The organism is Pseudomonas graminis (assembly GCF_001705435.1).
GTDB lineage: Bacteria > Pseudomonadota > Gammaproteobacteria > Pseudomonadales > Pseudomonadaceae > Aquipseudomonas > Aquipseudomonas graminis_B.
Genome location: NZ_MDEN01000059.1, coordinates 60,029 through 75,454, shown reverse-complemented (window position 1 = coordinate 75,454; position 15,426 = coordinate 60,029). Strand labels below are relative to the sequence as shown.

Here is a 15,426-nt window from a genome sequence, read left to right as displayed (position 1 = left end):
CCGAGGATGGTGCCCATGCCGTCTGCGGTAAAGCCCATGAGAGGCAATGCCTAGGATAAGTGCAGCTTATGTTTGAAGCCCTTGGTGTCATGTCGCTGGATTTACTTCGCGGCTTCGAAGCCGCCGCACGGTTGCGCAGTTTTACCGCTGCGGCCATCGAGCTCGGTACCACTCAGCCGGCCATCAGCCAGCAAATCAAGCGGCTGGAGGAGCAACTGGCGACGCGGCTGTTTGATCGCATCTACCGCGGCATCGAGCTGACGGACGCCGGGCAGATCCTGTTCAATCACGTACAGACCGGGCTGGAGTCGATGGACGCTGGCCTCAGCGCAATCACCGAGCAGCATCAGCATGAGGTGCTGCAAGTGGCGACCGACTTCGCCTTCGCTGCCTATTGGCTAATGCCGCGCCTGCACCGTTTCCATAAGGACAACCCCGACGTCGACGTCAGCCTGGTCACCAGCGAACGCAGTCACAGCATGCTGCGCGCGGATATCGATGTGGCCGTGTTGTTCGGTGACGGGCGATTCAAGCAGGGTGAAAGCCACTGGTTATTCAGCGAGGAGGTGTTCCCGGTGTGCAGTCCGCAATTGCTGAAGGGGCGCGACCTGCCCCTGCCCACTGAGGCGCTGAAAGACTTCGCGCTGCTGCACCTTCGTGGCGAAGGCGGCAACAACTGGTTTGACTGGAGTGGCGTGTTCCGCGCCCTGAATATCCTCCAGGCACCCGCGCCGGGGCAGCTGCGATTCGATAACTACACACTGATGATTCAAGCGGCGATCGGCGGCCAGGGCGTGGCCATCGGCTGGCGACACTTGGTGGATGATTTGCTGGAGCAGGGCTTGTTGTGCCGCCCGATCGAAGCCAGCGCCGTCTCCGGATACGGTTATTACATCGTCCTGCCGCAACGCAAACGCCGCGTGCAGATCGTCCAAAGATTTGTGGATTGGTTAAGAAGTGAGCAGGCGTTGAGCGGGGATTTGCTGAAGGGCAAGGCCCTGCCGTCGATTGCGGTTTAGCACCTGGCATCAGCATTCTGTTGGACGTCGCTACGAGCATGGCGACGACGCCGACTTTCACGCAGATGCATAACCTGTGGGAGCGAGCTTGCTCGCGAATAGGCCAGTACAGCCGCTAAATTTATCGCGGCTGGACGGCCCCTTTCGCGAGCAAGCTCACTCCTGATGGTCGTGATACCGAAGCTGCTTTAGTTGAGCACGCCATCGAGGATTTCATAAACAATTCCGCTGCCGATTGCGATCAGCACAACGTCCGGGCCCAGGCGGCGCCATTCGTAGCCATCGTATTGCGGCAGGTATTGCAGCGAGCGTTGGTCCAGTCGACGGCCATAACCGCGTGGCAGCGGGTGGCCTTTGACGATGTGGACGCCGGGAGGCAGTGGCTGACCGCGACCGATGACTTCCCGGTGCTCGGTGATGGTCCGGCGTACGTCGCCGAAGTCGGCAGGAGGACGCCCGCCACGCTGGTTGTTGCCACGGTTATCGGCGCGCGGTTCGTTGCGATGGTCGTTGCCGTTGCCGTTGCCGTTGCCGTTGCCGCGGTCGCCCTGCGGACCATTGGGTTGGCCGTGGTCCTGATGCTGGCCGGGGCCATTGTCATCGCCGCCGCGTTGATCCGGTGGTGCAGCCTGAACCAGCGCGCTGGCGCTGAGCATCAACACACCCAACCCGGCGATCAAACGATTCGAGACTTTCATGTAGCGCGCTCCTGAGCCAATACGGGCAGCAAAAAGGGGTTCAGAACGTGGTCCTGAACCCCTTCGCTGTACGGCTTAGTGTGCTGCCAGAGAACGAGATTCCTCTGTATCAGAAACTTTACCTTCGGCTACGCGGGCTTTACGCACGCCTTCCGATAACTGCGCGCACAAACCCAGCACGCCGCTGACTGCTTGTTCTGGCGAAGACGCATTGGCGATCTGGTCGATCAATGCCGAGCCGACGACCACACCGTCGGCAACGCGTGCAATGGCCGCTGCCTGATCAGCCGTGCGAATCCCGAAGCCGACACTGATGGGTAGATCGGTATGGCGGCGAAGGCGCTGCACGGCGTCTTTAACGTGATCGATCGTCGCCGAACCTGCACCCGTTACGCCCGCTACCGACACGTAGTAGACGAAACCTGAGCTACCGTTGAGCACCGTAGGCAAACGAACGTCATCGGTGGTCGGTGTGGTCAGACGAATGAAGTCCAGGCCAGCGTCCTGCGCAGGGTCGCACAGCTCGGCGTTGTGCTCTGGCGGCAGATCCACCACGATCAATCCGTCAACGCCCGAGGTATGGGCTTCGGAGATGAAGCGCTCAATCCCGTAATTATGAATCGGGTTGTAGTAACCCATCAGTACCAGTGGCGTCGTGCTGTCCTCTTCGCGAAACTCACGCACCATCTGCAGCGTTTTTGCGAGATTTTGCTTGGCGTGGAGCGCTCGAATATTGGCCAGCTGAATCGCCGGGCCGTCGGCCATCGGGTCAGTGAATGGCATGCCCAGTTCGATCACATCGGCACCTGCCTTCGGCAATCCCTTGAGAATAGCCAGCGAGGTGTCATAGCCCGGATCGCCTGCGGTGACGAAGGTCACCAAGGCTGCGCGATTTTGTTCTTTCAGTTCGGCAAAACGTGTTTGCAGGCGGCTCATCAGTGTTTCTCCTGCTGGGACAAATCAAGGTGGTGCATCACGGTTTGCATGTCTTTGTCACCACGACCGGACAGGTTGACCACCATCAGGTGATCCTTTGGCAGCGATGGTGCGCGTTTGAAGACTTCAGCCAGGGCGTGAGCGGTTTCCAGCGCCGGGATGATGCCCTCGAGGCGGCAGCATCGGTGGAAGGCAGCCAGCGCTTCGTCGTCAGTGACGGAGGTGTATTCGACCCGGCCAACGTCGTGCAACCAGGCGTGCTCAGGACCAATGCCTGGGTAATCGAGGCCGGCTGAAATCGAGTGGGCGTCGGTGATCTGGCCATCGTCGTCCTGCAGCAGGAAAGTACGGTTGCCATGCAGCACGCCCGGAACGCCGCCGTTCAGGCTGGCGGCGTGCTTGCCGGTTTCGATGCCGTGACCAGCCGCCTCCACGCCGATGATGCGCACACTCTTGTCATCCAGAAACGGATAAAACAGGCCCATGGCATTGGAGCCACCGCCAACGCACGCCACCAGACTGTCCGGCAGGCGACCTTCATGCTCCTGCATCTGTACACGTGTTTCCTTGCCGATGACGGCCTGGAAATCGCGGACCATGGCCGGGTAAGGATGCGGCCCGGCGACGGTGCCGATCAGGTAGAAGGTGCTGTCGACATTGGTGACCCAGTCACGCAGCGCCTCGTTCATGGCGTCTTTCAGCGTGCCGGTGCCGGAGACCACCGGAATGATCGTGGCACCCAGCAGCTTCATGCGAAATACGTTGGCCTGCTGACGTTCGATGTCAGTGGTGCCCATGTAGATGACGCATTCCAGCCCGAAGCGCGCGGCGACCGTCGCCGTTGCAACGCCGTGCATGCCGGCGCCGGTCTCGGCAATGATGCGTTTTTTGCCCATGCGCCGCGCCAGCAGAATCTGGCCGATGCAATTGTTGATCTTATGCGCGCCGGTGTGGTTGAGCTCTTCGCGCTTCAAGTAAATCTTCGCGCCGCCACAGTATTCGGTCAGGCGTTCGGCAAAATACAGCGGGTTGGGACGGCCCACGTAGTCGCGCTGGAAGTAGGCAATATCGTTGAGAAATGCTGGATCAGTCTTCGCGATTTCATACTCGCGGCTCAGATCAAGAATCAGCGGCATCAGCGTTTCAGCGACATATCGGCCGCCGAACCCGCCAAACATACCGCGGTCGTCCGGGCCGCTGCTGTAGGCATTTTGTGTCTGGGTCTGGGTCATGTGGACCTCCGGGGATGCGAATTGGATGAGCCGTCAGGCAGTGATCACACTCTAACCAGCGCCAGCGACGATGAAAACCGATAAGATCGGCGCAACCTGTCAGGAAAACTCACCTATCCCATGAGCAGAGATCTTCCGCCCCTCAACGCCCTGCGTGCGTTTGAAGCCACCGCCCGGCTGAACAGCGTCAGCCAGGCGGCCGAGCAATTGCACGTAACCCATGGTGCCGTGAGTCGTCAGCTGAAAGTGCTGGAAGAGCACTTGGGCGTTGGCCTGTTCATCAAGGAAGGTCGTGGCCTGAAACTCACAGATGCAGGGATCCGTCTGCGCGACGCGAGCGCTGAAGCGTTCGACCGTCTGCGCACCGTCTGTGCCGAGCTTAGCCAGGGCAGCGCAGATGCGCCGTTCGTACTGGGTTGTTCAGGAAGCTTGCTGGCGCGCTGGTTCATCCCGCGGCTGGGGCGCCTGAATGCCGACCTCCCCGACCTGCGCCTGCATTTGTCCGCGGGAGAAGGAGACCTCGACCCACGGCGCCCGGGGCTGGACGCGCTGCTGATATTCGCCGAGCCGCCGTGGCCTGCGGACATGCAGGTCTTCGAGCTTGCCAGCGAGCGCATCGGGCCGGTGATGAGTCCACGATTCGCACGGTTCGACGAGCTACGGCACGCACCGGTCCACGCGCTGTTGGGTGAGCCCTTGCTACAGACCACATCGCGGCTGCAAGCCTGGCCGACATGGGCGACGCAAAACGGCATCGAGCCCGACGCGCTGAGCTACGGACAGGATTTCGAGCATTTGTATTATTTACTGGAGGCGGCCGTCGCGGGCCTGGGGGTTGCGATCGCACCAGAGCCATTGGTGGCTGAGGACTTGAAGGCCGGACGCCTGGCTGCGCCATGGGGGTTCAGTGAAACCCCGGCGCAGCTGGCGTTATGGGTACCAAAGCGCGCCGCTGATGGGCGCGCTCAGCACCTGGCTAGATGGCTCAAACAGGAACTCGAGCGATCGGGGCGGACTTGATCAGCCGCGCTTGCACAGCAGGTAGGCTGCCAGCAGGCCGATTGCGCCGACGGCGACGCCTGCGGTGGTCCAAGGGTGCTCTTGGGCGTAATCACGGGTCGCAACGCTGGTTTCGCGAGTTTTGACTTTGACGTCTTCGTAGACATCGCTCAACAGGCTGCGCGAATGGCTCAGCGCGCTTTCAGCGTTGGCTTTCAGGTTTTTCAGGGTCTTGCGCGACTCGTCGGAAGCGTCGGACTTCAAGCCTTCCAGCGACTTGAGCAGACTCTCGATCTCGGCTTCCATGCTTTGCAACGACGCTTTACGGGATGACGTGAATGCCATGATTTGACTCTCCTGCTGTGATGAGTGGCGTGTGTTGTTTCCGACTACAGGGTTTCGAGAAAGTGCAGTGCGTGATGTGAAGTACCGTTTCTTCTGAACTTTTAGGGCGCATTTCGGCACAGAGGTAGTGAACACAATCACTGCGGCGCTGCCACCGCGCAACACCCTTCAGGAGAACTGCCATGTCTGATCATCACACTTACAAAATGCTGGAACTGGTTGGCTCATCGACTGTGAGCACCGACGACGCGATTCAGAACGCAATTGCCCAGGCGGCCAAATCCGTGAAACTCATGGAATGGTTCGAAGTGCTGGAAACCCGCGGTCACATTGAAGATGGCAAAGTGGGCCACTTCCAGGTCACCATCAAGGTCGGCTTCCGCATCGACAACAGCTGAGTCGCTGAACTTTTGCAGTGGCCGAGTGCCACAACCTTCGCTATACATACCGCGCAGTCGTGACTTTTCCAAGGTGACGACGCAGGTTCATGTAGTCAGGCCGCTCGATTGGAGCGGCCTTGTTGATCCGAAAATTGCGCCTGACGAGGGGATGTACCGATGAAAAAAGTTCTGTTGGCCATAGGCTTGTTGAGCATCGCGGGCACTACCATGGCCGCTGGCAAATCGTGCGATGACGTGAAAGCCGATATCGACGCGAAGATCAAAGACAAAGGCGTTTCTTCCTACACGCTGGAAGCTGTTGAAAAAGGCAGCTCGGCGGATGGCAAAGTCGTCGGCACCTGCGAAGGCGGCAGCATGGAAATCGTTTACAAGCGCGGCTGATACCGGCCCGCTGACATAAAAAAACCGACGCATCTGGCGTCGGTTTTTTTTGGCAGACCGTTTTAGCGCGTGGCCCTGTATCAGCCCCTCGCTGCTTGCGCCAGGATCTCGTAAGAGCGAAGGCGATCGGCATGTTCGTACATGTCGCAGGTGAAGATCAGCTCGTCCGCGTCGGTCTGTTCAAGCAGCACGTCCAGCTTCGCGTGAATCTTCTCCGGGCCGCCGACGACCGCCAGCCCCAGGAAATCCATCACTGCGTCGCGTTCATGGGGCAGCCACAGGCCATTCATGCTCTCGACGGGCGGCTTCTGCATCAAGCTCTGCCCACGCATCAGGCTCAGAATCCGTTGATACACCGACGTCACCAGATACTCGGCTTGCTCGTCGGTTTCTGCGGCGGCCAGCGGCACGCCGAGCATCACGTAGGGCTTGTCGAGCACCTCGGAAGGTTTGAAGTGGCTGCGGTAGACGCGAATCGCTTCGTGCATGAAACGCGGCGCGAAGTGTGACGCGAATGCATACGGCAGCCCTCGCTCACCGGCCAGTTGAGCGCTGAACAGACTCGAACCCAGCAACCAGATCGGCACGTTGGTATTGGTACCGGGCACAGCGAGAACCCGCTGATGAGGCTGACGCGGTCCGAGGTAGTTGACCAGTTCAGTCACGTCATCCGGGAAATCATCGGAACTGCCGGAGCGCTCGCGACGCAGGGCCCTGGCGGTCATCTGATCGGAACCCGGCGCGCGGCCGAGGCCCAGATCGATACGCCCCGGGAACAGGCTTTCCAGCGTGCCGAACTGCTCGGCGACCACCAGCGGCGCGTGGTTGGGCAGCATGATCCCGCCCGACCCAACCCGGATGGTCGATGTCCCACCGGCCAGGTAGGCCAGCAGAACAGAAGTCGCCGAACTGGCGATGCCATCCATGTTGTGGTGCTCGGCCACCCAGAAACGGTTGTAGCCCCATTTCTCGACGTGTTGCGCCAGATCCAGCGCGTTACGCAGCGATTCCGCCGGGCCTTTGTCTTCGCGGACGGGCACCAGATCGAGCGTCGAAATCTTCACATCAGCTAATCGTTTCATAGGCCGTTGTTGATCCTCTTGAGGCTTGAATCGGCGCATCCGTCGGGGGACATCACGCGAGCAAACCGGCATTAAGACTAAATATTTGCGTTAAGCCATAGGATAAGGGCGGATTTCAGAGTTGCAATGGGCAATGCGAAATTTCCTACTAATTTGGTCGGATTTTGACGGTGCGACCGTCCGCAAAAAAGCACGTGCGGCACAAGCGTTGAACTAAGTCTCGCCTACACTCCTCAGAACTTTGGTCCGCGTGCGAGCGAAATCGCACTTTTTCATGAGGAGACACCATGAGCATCGTCAAGAAAGCATCCGCCCACTGGGAAGGTGACCTGAAGTCGGGTATCGGCAGCATCTCTACTGAAACCGGCGTCCTGCGCGAAGCGCCGTACGGCTTCAAGGCCCGTTTTGAAGGCGGCAAGGGCACCAATCCGGAAGAACTGATCGGCGCAGCCCACGCTGGCTGCTTCTCGATGGCCCTGTCGATGATCCTCGGCAATGCCAACCTGAAAGCTGACAGCATCGACACCACCGCTGACGTCACCCTGGATCAAGTCGATGGCGGTTTTGCAATCACCGCAGTGCACCTGACACTGAAAGCCAAGATCCCTGGCGCGACTCAGGAGCAGTTCGAAAAGCTGACCAACGATGCGAAGGAAGGCTGCCCGGTTTCGAAAGTGCTGAACGCCAAAATCACGCTCGATGCCACGCTCGTGAGCTGATTTGCTTCACCGCTGTACTCGATGGCCCGCAATTGCGGGCCATCTTCGTTATGGACGCGCCAGAACCGGCGTGCGCCCCCACGGTCACATGCAAGGCCGATGCGTATCGCACGGTGTCGAAGGAGTCGATCATGAAACGTATCGCCGCAATACTGATTCTCGGTGCGCTGACCACCAGTGCCTTCGCTGCGCCCAAGCCCTGCGATGAGCTCAAGGACGAAATCGAGGCCAAAATCCAGGCTCAGAATGTCAGCTCTTACACGCTGGAAGTGGTGACCAATGAAGAGGTCCATGACCAGAACATGGTCGTCGGCACCTGCGAAAACGGCACAAAAAAGATCATCTATCAGAACAACGATCGGTAGCCCGGGCGTTGAGCAAAGTGTTTCGTGAGCCTTGAATAAGCGAATCCCTGTGCGTTGCCGTCGCGGTCACGGGTCACGGAATGCAGCAGCGTCGTGGGACGCAGAAGCCTTATGGAATACAGAAGATGTCCCCCTCCTCCGCGAGCACGTTGCGTTGCTCGTCCCGCAACTGTGCGTCGATGCTGTTGGTGATATTGCGCACATCCAGACGGTAGCGGTGGCCGGCCTCGAAGCGGTCGTAGTTGATTGTCACGTAGCAGGTTCGCTCGTTGTAGATGTCCATCGACAAGCCCATCGCGCCGGGCGCGTAGTCGTAGTCGTAACGCACTTCGAGCTTGTGTCGGCCGGGCGTCACCTGAAAGAAGCGACCGTCGTAGGTGCGCACGCCGTCCAGTTTGTCGGCCATCAGGGTTTTGCCGGTGAAGGTGTGCAGGTCGACCCACGCCTGTTGGGGATCGACCGCAGGCAGCGGTCCCGCGCATCCAGCCAGAAGACTCAGGGCAACGAGGGACAGAGGCAAGCGCATGATGAACTCCGCAGCAGGGCAAATGGCGATGATGGTTGCGTCAGCGGCGGGCTGTCCGGCATAACGCTGGTGTTTGGACTTCATGAATATCGACGTTAAGGCTGCTGCATGATTCGATCGAAAACGGCCTGGCTGCAATATGGTCTCCCGGTGCTGGCGACTTTACTCCTCGGGGGCTGCTCCAGTCTTTCCTATTACTCACAACTGGCCAGCGGCCAAATGGCCCTGTTGCGGGCGCGTGAACCGGTTGCGGACGTCATCGCTGACCCCAATCGCGACCCTAAGCTGCGGGATCATCTGCGCACATCTCAGCAGGCCCGTGCGTTTGCGACCGAGCATCTGCATCTGCCGGATAACCGCAGCTACCGCCTGTACGCCGACATCCATCGCCCGTTTGTCGTCTGGAACGTCTTCGCGACCGGCGAATTTTCCCTTGATCCTGTCACCCATTGCTTCCCCATCGCCGGGTGCGTGGCCTATCGCGGCTATTACACCCAGGGCGCAGCGCGCGGGGATGCGGCCGTTCAGAAGCTTGCGGGCAAGGACGTGTATGTCAGCGGCGTTGAGGCGTATTCGACGCTCGGCTGGTTCGATGACCCGATCATGAGCTCGATGATGAACTGGGGCGATGAGCGACTGGCCACGCTGATCTTCCACGAGCTGGCGCACCAGCGGTTTTACGTGAAGGACGACAGTGAATTCAACGAGTCCTACGCCAGTTTCGTGGAGCAGGAAGGCACGCGTCAGTGGCGCGCGGCGCGGGGATTGCCTGCCGAAGGTGGGTCTTCGGAAGCGCGGCGACGGGATCAGCTGACTCAACTGGCCCTCGACACCCGGGATCGGCTGAAAGCGCTGTACGCCGAGCCGCTGAGCCCCCAGGTGATGCGCGAACGTAAGGCCGCTGAGTTCGAGCGTCTGCGCAGGGAGTATCGGCAGTTGCGCGACAGCCAGTGGGGCGGCGACAAGCGTTTCGACGGCTGGGTGTACGCACCGATGAACAACGCACGCCTGCTGCCCATCGGTTTGTACGATCAGTGGGTGCCGGCGTTCGAGGCGTTGTTCAGGCAGGTCAACGGCGATTGGCCCGCGTTCTATTCAGCGGTGGAAAAGCTGGGCAAATTGCCCATGGAGGAACGCAAGGTGGCGCTGCAGCGGCTGGCCCAAAAAGCCTGAGCGGCATGATCGTTCCTACAGAATGACTGGCCTCAGGTATCGAGAAACGCCTGATGCAGCGCGCTGACAGACTCAAAGCGATACGTCGGCGCCTCGGCTTCCAGCTCGTCACGACTGCCAAACCCGTACCCCACCGCTGCCACGTCCAAGCCGTTGCGCTTGCCGCCAATCAAATCGTGTTTGCGGTCCCCGATCATCAGCGTCTGTTTTGGGTCGAGCTGCTCTTCGTCCAGCAAGTGCCGGATCAGCTCGACCTTGTCAGTGCGGGTGCCGTCCAGCTCGCTGCCGTAGATCACCTTGAAATGGCGCGCGAAGTCGAAATGCCGGGCGATTTCATGGGCGAACACCCAGGGCTTGGATGTCGCGATGAACAGCGTACGGCCCTGATCCGAGAGCATCTCGAGCAGTTCGAAGATGCCGTCGAACACCAGATTCTCGTACAGGCCCGTCACCTTGAAACGCTCGCGGTAAAAGCCCACCGCGTCCCAGGCCTTCGCTTCGTCGAAATCGTAGGCGCGCATGAATTGCTGCAACAGCGGCGGGCCGATGAAATGCTCGAGCCGGGTGATGTCGGGTTCGTCGATACCCAGCTTGCTTAAGGCAAACTGGATGGACCGGGTGATGCCTTCGCGCGGATCGGTCAGGGTGCCGTCCAGGTCGAACAAAATATTCTGGTAATGCATGTGTGCTCTCAGCAGGGTTTGTCGAAGCCTTCGGCCAGGTGCTGGTCTTTCAACTTCACGTAATTGGTCGCGCTGTAGGGGAAGAAAGCGATCTCTTTCTCGGTCAGCGGGCGCATCTGCTTCACCGGACGTCCGACGTAGAGAAACCCGCTCTCGAGGCGTTTGCCGGGCGGCACCAGGCTCCCCGCGCCGATGATCACCTCGTCCTCCACCACCGCGCCATCCATGATCGTGGTGCCCATGCCGATCAGAATGCGATTGCCGACGGCGCAGCCGTGCAGCATGACCTTGTGGCCGATGGTCACTTCATCGCCGATCAACAGCGGGAAACCGTCGGGGTTGAACGGCCCGGCATGGGTGATGTGCAGCACACTGCCGTCCTGCACGCTGGTGCGCGCGCCGATGCGGATGCGGTGCATGTCGCCGCGGATGACCGTCAGCGGCCAGACCGAACTGTCGGCGCCGATTTCGACATCGCCGATCACAACCGCCGAATGGTCGACAAACGCCCGCTCGCCAAGGGCCGGGGTGTGGTTCTGGAACGTGCGAATGGCCACGATAGGCTCCTTCTCTGGCGCCGATAGCTGCGGTCGGCGCCGATTCTAATTAAGATGCGTGGGTGTTTCTTTTAGCCAAGGTGCCAAACCGTGAGCGCGAACAACCCTCTGTTGCAATCCTACGACCTGCCACCTTTCTCGGCGATTCGTGCCGAGCATGTAAAACCTGCCATCGAACAGATTCTCGCCGACAATCGCGCCGCGATTGCCGACATCCTCACCAAGCAAGGTTCGCAGCCTACATGGGCTGGCCTGGTGCTGGCGATGGACGAACTCAACGATCGCCTGGGCGCCGCCTGGAGCCCGGTCAGTCACCTTAACGCCGTGTGCAACAGCGCGGAACTGCGCGAAGCCTATGAGTCTTGTCTGCCGGCCCTGAGCGCCTATTCGACAGAAATGGGCCAGAATCGCGAGCTGTTCCAGGCCTTCGAAGCCTTGGCCAACAGCCCGGAAGCGGCGAATTTCGACGTCGCCCAGAAGACCATTCTCGAGCAATCGCTGCGCGACTTCCGCCTGTCGGGCATTGATCTGCCGCCGGAGCAGCAAAAACGCTACGCCGAGGTGCAGAGCAAGCTGTCCGAGCTGGGCAGCCAGTTCTCCAACCAATTGCTCGACGCGACTCAAGCCTGGAGCAAGCACGTCACTGATGACGCCGCCCTCGCCGGCCTGACCGATTCGGCCAAAGCCCAAATGGCCGCCGCTGCCCAGGCGAAAGACCTGGAAGGCTACCTGATCACCCTCGAGTTCCCGAGCTACTACGCCGTCATGACCTACGCCGAAGACCGCGCGCTGCGTGAAGAAGTCTACGCGGCGTATTGCACCCGCGCGTCTGACCAGGGGCCGAACGCAGGCAAAAACGACAACGGTCCGATCATGGAGCAGATTCTCGATCTGCGTCAGGAACTGGCCAAACTGCTGGGTTTCGCCAGCTTCTCCGAGCTGAGTCTGGCCACCAAGATGGCTGAGTCGAGCGATCACGTTCTTAGCTTCCTCCGTGATCTGGCCAAGCGCAGCAAGCCGTTTGCCGTTCAGGATCTGCAGCAGCTGAAAGCCTATGCCGCCGAGCAAGGCTGCCCGGACCTGCAAAGCTGGGACAGCGGTTTCTATGGCGAGAAACTGCGTGAACAGCGTTACAGCGTTTCCCAGGAAGCCCTGCGCGCCTACTTCCCGGTCGACAAAGTGCTGACCGGCCTGTTCGCGATCGTACAAAAACTGTACGGCATTGAAATCGCCGAGCAGAAGGGCTTCGACACCTGGCACCCGGACGTTCGCCTGTTCGAAATCAAGGAAAACGGCCAGCACGTCGGCCGCTTCTTCTTTGATCTCTACGCCCGCGCCAACAAGCGTGGCGGCGCGTGGATGGACGGCGCCCGCGATCGTCGTCGCACCGCTGAAGGCACACTGCAAAGCCCGGTGGCCAATCTGGTCTGTAACTTCACCCCGGCGGTCAGCGGCAAGCCTGCGCTGCTTACCCACGATGAAGTCACCACCCTGTTCCACGAATTTGGCCACGGCCTGCATCACCTGCTGACCCGCGTCGAGCATGCGGGCGCGTCGGGCATCAATGGCGTGGCGTGGGATGCGGTCGAACTGCCTAGCCAGTTCATGGAAAACTGGTGCTGGGAGCCGGACGGCCTGGCGCTGATCTCCGGTCATTACGAAACCGGTGAACCGCTGCCTCAGGACCTGCTGGAAAAAATGCTCGCGGCGAAGAATTTTCAGTCCGGGCTGATGATGGTTCGCCAACTGGAATTCTCACTGTTCGACTTCGAGCTGCACGCCACCCACGGCGACGGCCGCACCACGCTGCAAGTGCTCGAAGCCGTGCGTGACGAGGTGTCGGTCATGCGTCCGCCCGCGTACAACCGCTTCCCGAACAGCTTCGCACACATCTTTGCCGGCGGTTATGCGGCGGGCTATTACAGCTACAAGTGGGCCGAAGTGCTATCTGCCGATGCGTTCTCCAAGTTCGAGGAAGAAGGCGTATTCAACGAGCAGACCGGCCGGGCTTTCCGTGAGGCCATCCTGGCGCGGGGCGGGTCCCAGGCGCCGATGGTGCTGTTCGTCGACTTCCGCGGACGCGAGCCTTCGATTGACGCACTCTTGCGCCATTCGGGCTTGAGTGAGGAAGCGGCAGCATGACCGAGACACCGCAGGTGATTACCAAGAAACGCTTCATCGCCGGGGCTGTCTGCCCGGCGTGCAGCGAGCCTGACAAGTTGATGATGTGGAACGAAGACGACGTGCCGCACCGTCAATGCGTGCACTGCGGTTATTCCGACACTCTTAATGCCCAGGGGCAATCGATCCCGACAGAACTTGGCACGCGGGTGAACAAGCCTGTGGTGAAGCCGGCCGATCCCAAGGTGCAGGGCGTGCAGTTCTTCCCGAATCCGAAGCTGAAGAAGCCGGTTGATCCGAGTTGACGTGATCTCTGATAAAGAAAGGGATACCTGTAATGGGTATCCCTTTTTTTTGCGTTTGCGGATTACCGGGCGCCGTTGATATAGGCGAAGGAGATTTTGCCACCGACGGCCTTGGTGTAATTCGTGACTTTAATATCGGCGTTTGAATAGCTGCTGTTGAACCCCGGGATGACTACAGGAAGAGTAATGTCGCGCAGGACCTCCACCGTCGTGCGACCCTCGTTGAAATTACCCTCGGGATGGCCCGTGAGCGTGAAAGACGTACCCGCTTTGGCTTTGATGATGCGCGCCGACTTGATTTCGTCGTTGGAGCAGCCAAAGCTGTTGCTCTTCATCTTCATGGTGTAGCTCGAACTGAAAGGAATCACGCAGTCCAGATTCTGACTGGCGTTAGTGCCCTCGTAGAACGCCACGGATGCGTCCGAAAAGTCGGTGGGGGTCCGGCCAATGACAATGCGTGAAGTCTTGCCATCAAGCCCGTTGTTGCGGTTATAAACTGCCTGAAAGTTGCTGTTGCTCGCGTCGGACTCGAAGCTCGGGATGACCACACGCTCGCCAATTCCGATGTTGCGCTTCACGTCGATGGTGATGTGGTCGTCCTGGGTATTGCCACTGCCACTGTCGAACAACTGAATGCGGGTTCCACTGGCAACACCCGACAAGGACATCGACCTTGCCTCATCATTCTCACAACCATGAACCTTGCGATTAACCACCCCGGGGCGAACGGGAATCACGCAGACAATGTCCTGGGACCGACTGGCATTTGGACCTTCATGCAGAAAGATGCCGCCGTTGTTGAGCGCAGCGGTATAACGCTCCGCCTCACCGCTCTTGTAATTGTTGATACCAACGTAGTTGGGGACAACACCACAGTTGTCCTGGCGGCGCTTGAGGTAGGTCAGATTGTTGTCGTAGCTGGCCGAATCGAAGACGGTCGATGTGCCCGGGTGAAACTGGTTCATGAGGAACAACCGTTTCCACTGCTTGCCCGTCGAGGTAGCAACCTTTGCGGTGTTGAGGGGTAAACCGCCCCATCGCGTTGGACATGCCCAGTCATGAGTACTTTCGATGCTGCTGGCGATGTTCCCCAAGGTGTCCCAATGGTTCTGCAGCATCCAGTCCTGATCAAACATGACCGTGATCTTTTTGCCCTGAACCCAGTAGTCGCCTGCGACCTCGCGTTTGTCCGTGAACAGGAGCAAGCGGTTATTGCGTGCCGCCATCTGGTTGATCGTCGGCCAACGGTCCGCCGCGAAGTTTGCAGGGTCGAATGAAACACTCGCCAGTTCCGGCAACGTATTGAACACCTCCTGCAAATGCTCCCGCTTAACGTACGTTTCAAGGAACAGCGTCACCACCTCCCCTGGATTCCTCTGGAGGAAAGGCAGGAACTCTTTTTTTAAATGGGCAGATAACGGTCCATAGCAGGCAATTTGCTGATGGCACACTTTGATACGTTCTTCGGGGCGAGGGTTTGAACCTTCCACATAGAGATCAAGCATGAAACCCCGGACACCATCATTGAGCTGGGCCGGCATCTCCTTCAGGTTCTGGTTGATCTTTTCATAGGAATTGTGGGTGGTGACCCAGCTGTATTCGTTGAATGGTTTGTTTCGTGAGTCGAGCGTCGTCGCGTATGCGTCGAGTGTGCCGATGCTCAAGAGCGTCGCCAGCGCGCACGTCGAGTAATTGAATGTCATTGTCGAAATCCTTTTCGATAGGGTGTTTCAGGTAAGCGTTGATTGCCTCCATGCCGTGATTGGCACCTGCTGAGTAGTAGTTGTATTTTGCGTCAGTGCAAACTTTGCGCTGTTCAGGTGTATTGCAAGATGCAAAGGCGTTGAGAGCAATCAGGCACCGTTGATTGCCAACGGAGGGGGC

The 15,426-nt window shown here is 59.3% G+C and carries 18 protein-coding genes; 9 read left to right on the top strand and 9 right to left on the bottom strand.

Translation table 11 applies throughout. From position 1 onward, the window contains the following. Positions 1-68 precede the first annotated feature (68 nt). Complete coding sequence (locus BBI10_RS08555) at positions 69-1,019, top strand: choline sulfate utilization transcriptional regulator (protein ID WP_065988006.1); 951 nt, start codon at positions 69-71, stop codon at positions 1,017-1,019. Between the two features lie 188 nt (positions 1,020-1,207). Here BBI10_RS08555 and BBI10_RS08550 read toward each other — a convergent pair whose 3' ends face one another. The 3 genes from BBI10_RS08550 to trpB form a co-directional block, all read right to left on the bottom strand. Next, the gene (locus BBI10_RS08550; RefSeq protein WP_065988005.1) at positions 1,208-1,717 is read right to left on the bottom strand and encodes an anti-virulence regulator CigR family protein; all 510 of its coding nucleotides are present in this window, start codon (positions 1,715-1,717) and stop codon (positions 1,208-1,210) included. Between the two features lie 75 nt (positions 1,718-1,792). Continuing rightward, positions 1,793-2,653 (bottom strand): tryptophan synthase subunit alpha, encoded by an 861-nt coding sequence (trpA, locus tag BBI10_RS08545; protein ID WP_065988004.1) that lies wholly within the window; start codon positions 2,651-2,653, stop codon positions 1,793-1,795. Further along, positions 2,653-3,885, bottom strand: a complete 1,233-nt coding sequence (trpB, locus tag BBI10_RS08540) for a tryptophan synthase subunit beta (RefSeq protein ID WP_065988002.1) — start codon at positions 3,883-3,885, stop codon at positions 2,653-2,655. The genes trpA and trpB overlap by 1 nt, the downstream gene beginning before the upstream one ends. A gap of 120 nt (positions 3,886-4,005) precedes the next feature. On the opposite strand from trpB, the gene BBI10_RS08535 reads away from it, so the two are divergent. Then, a complete protein-coding gene (locus BBI10_RS08535) occupies positions 4,006-4,905 on the top strand; it encodes a LysR family transcriptional regulator (protein ID WP_065988000.1) in 900 nt (299 codons plus the stop codon). On the opposite strand, the gene BBI10_RS08530 is transcribed toward BBI10_RS08535, so the two are convergent. Then, entirely contained in the window at positions 4,906-5,229 is a 324-nt protein-coding gene (locus tag BBI10_RS08530) for a DUF883 family protein (protein ID WP_037017008.1), read from the bottom strand. A gap of 182 nt (positions 5,230-5,411) precedes the next feature. On the opposite strand from BBI10_RS08530, the gene BBI10_RS08525 reads away from it, so the two are divergent. Then, on the top strand, positions 5,412-5,627 hold the full coding sequence (locus tag BBI10_RS08525) for a dodecin (RefSeq protein WP_065987998.1): 216 nt from the start codon (positions 5,412-5,414) through the stop codon (positions 5,625-5,627). A 159-nt stretch (positions 5,628-5,786) separates the two neighbouring features. Beyond that, on the top strand, positions 5,787-6,011 hold the full coding sequence (locus BBI10_RS08520; protein ID WP_065987995.1) for a DUF1161 domain-containing protein: 225 nt from the start codon (positions 5,787-5,789) through the stop codon (positions 6,009-6,011). Positions 6,012-6,091: 80 nt separating this feature from the next. On the opposite strand, the gene BBI10_RS08515 is transcribed toward BBI10_RS08520, so the two are convergent. Next, positions 6,092-7,093: an LLM class flavin-dependent oxidoreductase gene (locus BBI10_RS08515; protein ID WP_065987991.1), complete on the bottom strand. Its 1,002-nt coding sequence runs from the start codon at positions 7,091-7,093 to the stop codon at positions 6,092-6,094. A gap of 287 nt (positions 7,094-7,380) precedes the next feature. Here BBI10_RS08515 and BBI10_RS08510 point away from each other — a divergent pair, with 287 nt between their 5' ends. Beyond that, entirely contained in the window at positions 7,381-7,812 is a 432-nt protein-coding gene (locus tag BBI10_RS08510; protein WP_037017022.1) for an OsmC family protein, read from the top strand. A 131-nt stretch (positions 7,813-7,943) separates the two neighbouring features. Further along, complete coding sequence (locus BBI10_RS08505) at positions 7,944-8,177, top strand: DUF1161 domain-containing protein (protein ID WP_065987990.1); 234 nt, start codon at positions 7,944-7,946, stop codon at positions 8,175-8,177. A gap of 109 nt (positions 8,178-8,286) precedes the next feature. Here BBI10_RS08505 and BBI10_RS08500 read toward each other — a convergent pair whose 3' ends face one another. After that, positions 8,287-8,703 carry a hypothetical protein gene (locus tag BBI10_RS08500; RefSeq protein WP_065988271.1) on the bottom strand — a complete coding sequence of 139 codons (417 nt, stop codon included), beginning with the start codon at positions 8,701-8,703 and terminating at the stop codon, positions 8,287-8,289. Positions 8,704-8,811: 108 nt separating this feature from the next. On the opposite strand from BBI10_RS08500, the gene BBI10_RS08495 reads away from it, so the two are divergent. Beyond that, positions 8,812-9,876: an aminopeptidase gene (locus tag BBI10_RS08495; RefSeq protein ID WP_065987988.1), complete on the top strand. Its 1,065-nt coding sequence runs from the start codon at positions 8,812-8,814 to the stop codon at positions 9,874-9,876. A 32-nt stretch (positions 9,877-9,908) separates the two neighbouring features. Here the strand turns inward: BBI10_RS08495 and BBI10_RS08490 are convergent, their stop codons facing one another. Next, positions 9,909-10,559: an HAD family hydrolase gene (locus BBI10_RS08490; RefSeq protein WP_065987986.1), complete on the bottom strand. Its 651-nt coding sequence runs from the start codon at positions 10,557-10,559 to the stop codon at positions 9,909-9,911. Between the two features lie 8 nt (positions 10,560-10,567). After that, a complete protein-coding gene (locus tag BBI10_RS08485; RefSeq protein WP_065987984.1) occupies positions 10,568-11,116 on the bottom strand; it encodes a gamma carbonic anhydrase family protein in 549 nt (182 codons plus the stop codon). 90 nt (positions 11,117-11,206) lie between these two features. Here BBI10_RS08485 and prlC point away from each other — a divergent pair, with 90 nt between their 5' ends. Beyond that, complete coding sequence (gene prlC / locus BBI10_RS08480) at positions 11,207-13,258, top strand: oligopeptidase A (protein ID WP_065987978.1); 2,052 nt, start codon at positions 11,207-11,209, stop codon at positions 13,256-13,258. Continuing rightward, positions 13,255-13,542, top strand: coding sequence for a YheV family putative zinc ribbon protein (locus tag BBI10_RS08475; protein WP_065987977.1), 288 nt, complete (start codon positions 13,255-13,257; stop codon positions 13,540-13,542). Before prlC ends, BBI10_RS08475 begins: the two co-directional genes overlap by 4 nt. A 62-nt stretch (positions 13,543-13,604) precedes the next feature. Here the strand turns inward: BBI10_RS08475 and BBI10_RS08470 are convergent, their stop codons facing one another. Beyond that, on the bottom strand, positions 13,605-15,245 hold the full coding sequence (locus BBI10_RS08470) for a hypothetical protein (protein WP_065987976.1): 1,641 nt from the start codon (positions 15,243-15,245) through the stop codon (positions 13,605-13,607). Positions 15,246-15,426: the final 181 nt, after the last annotated feature.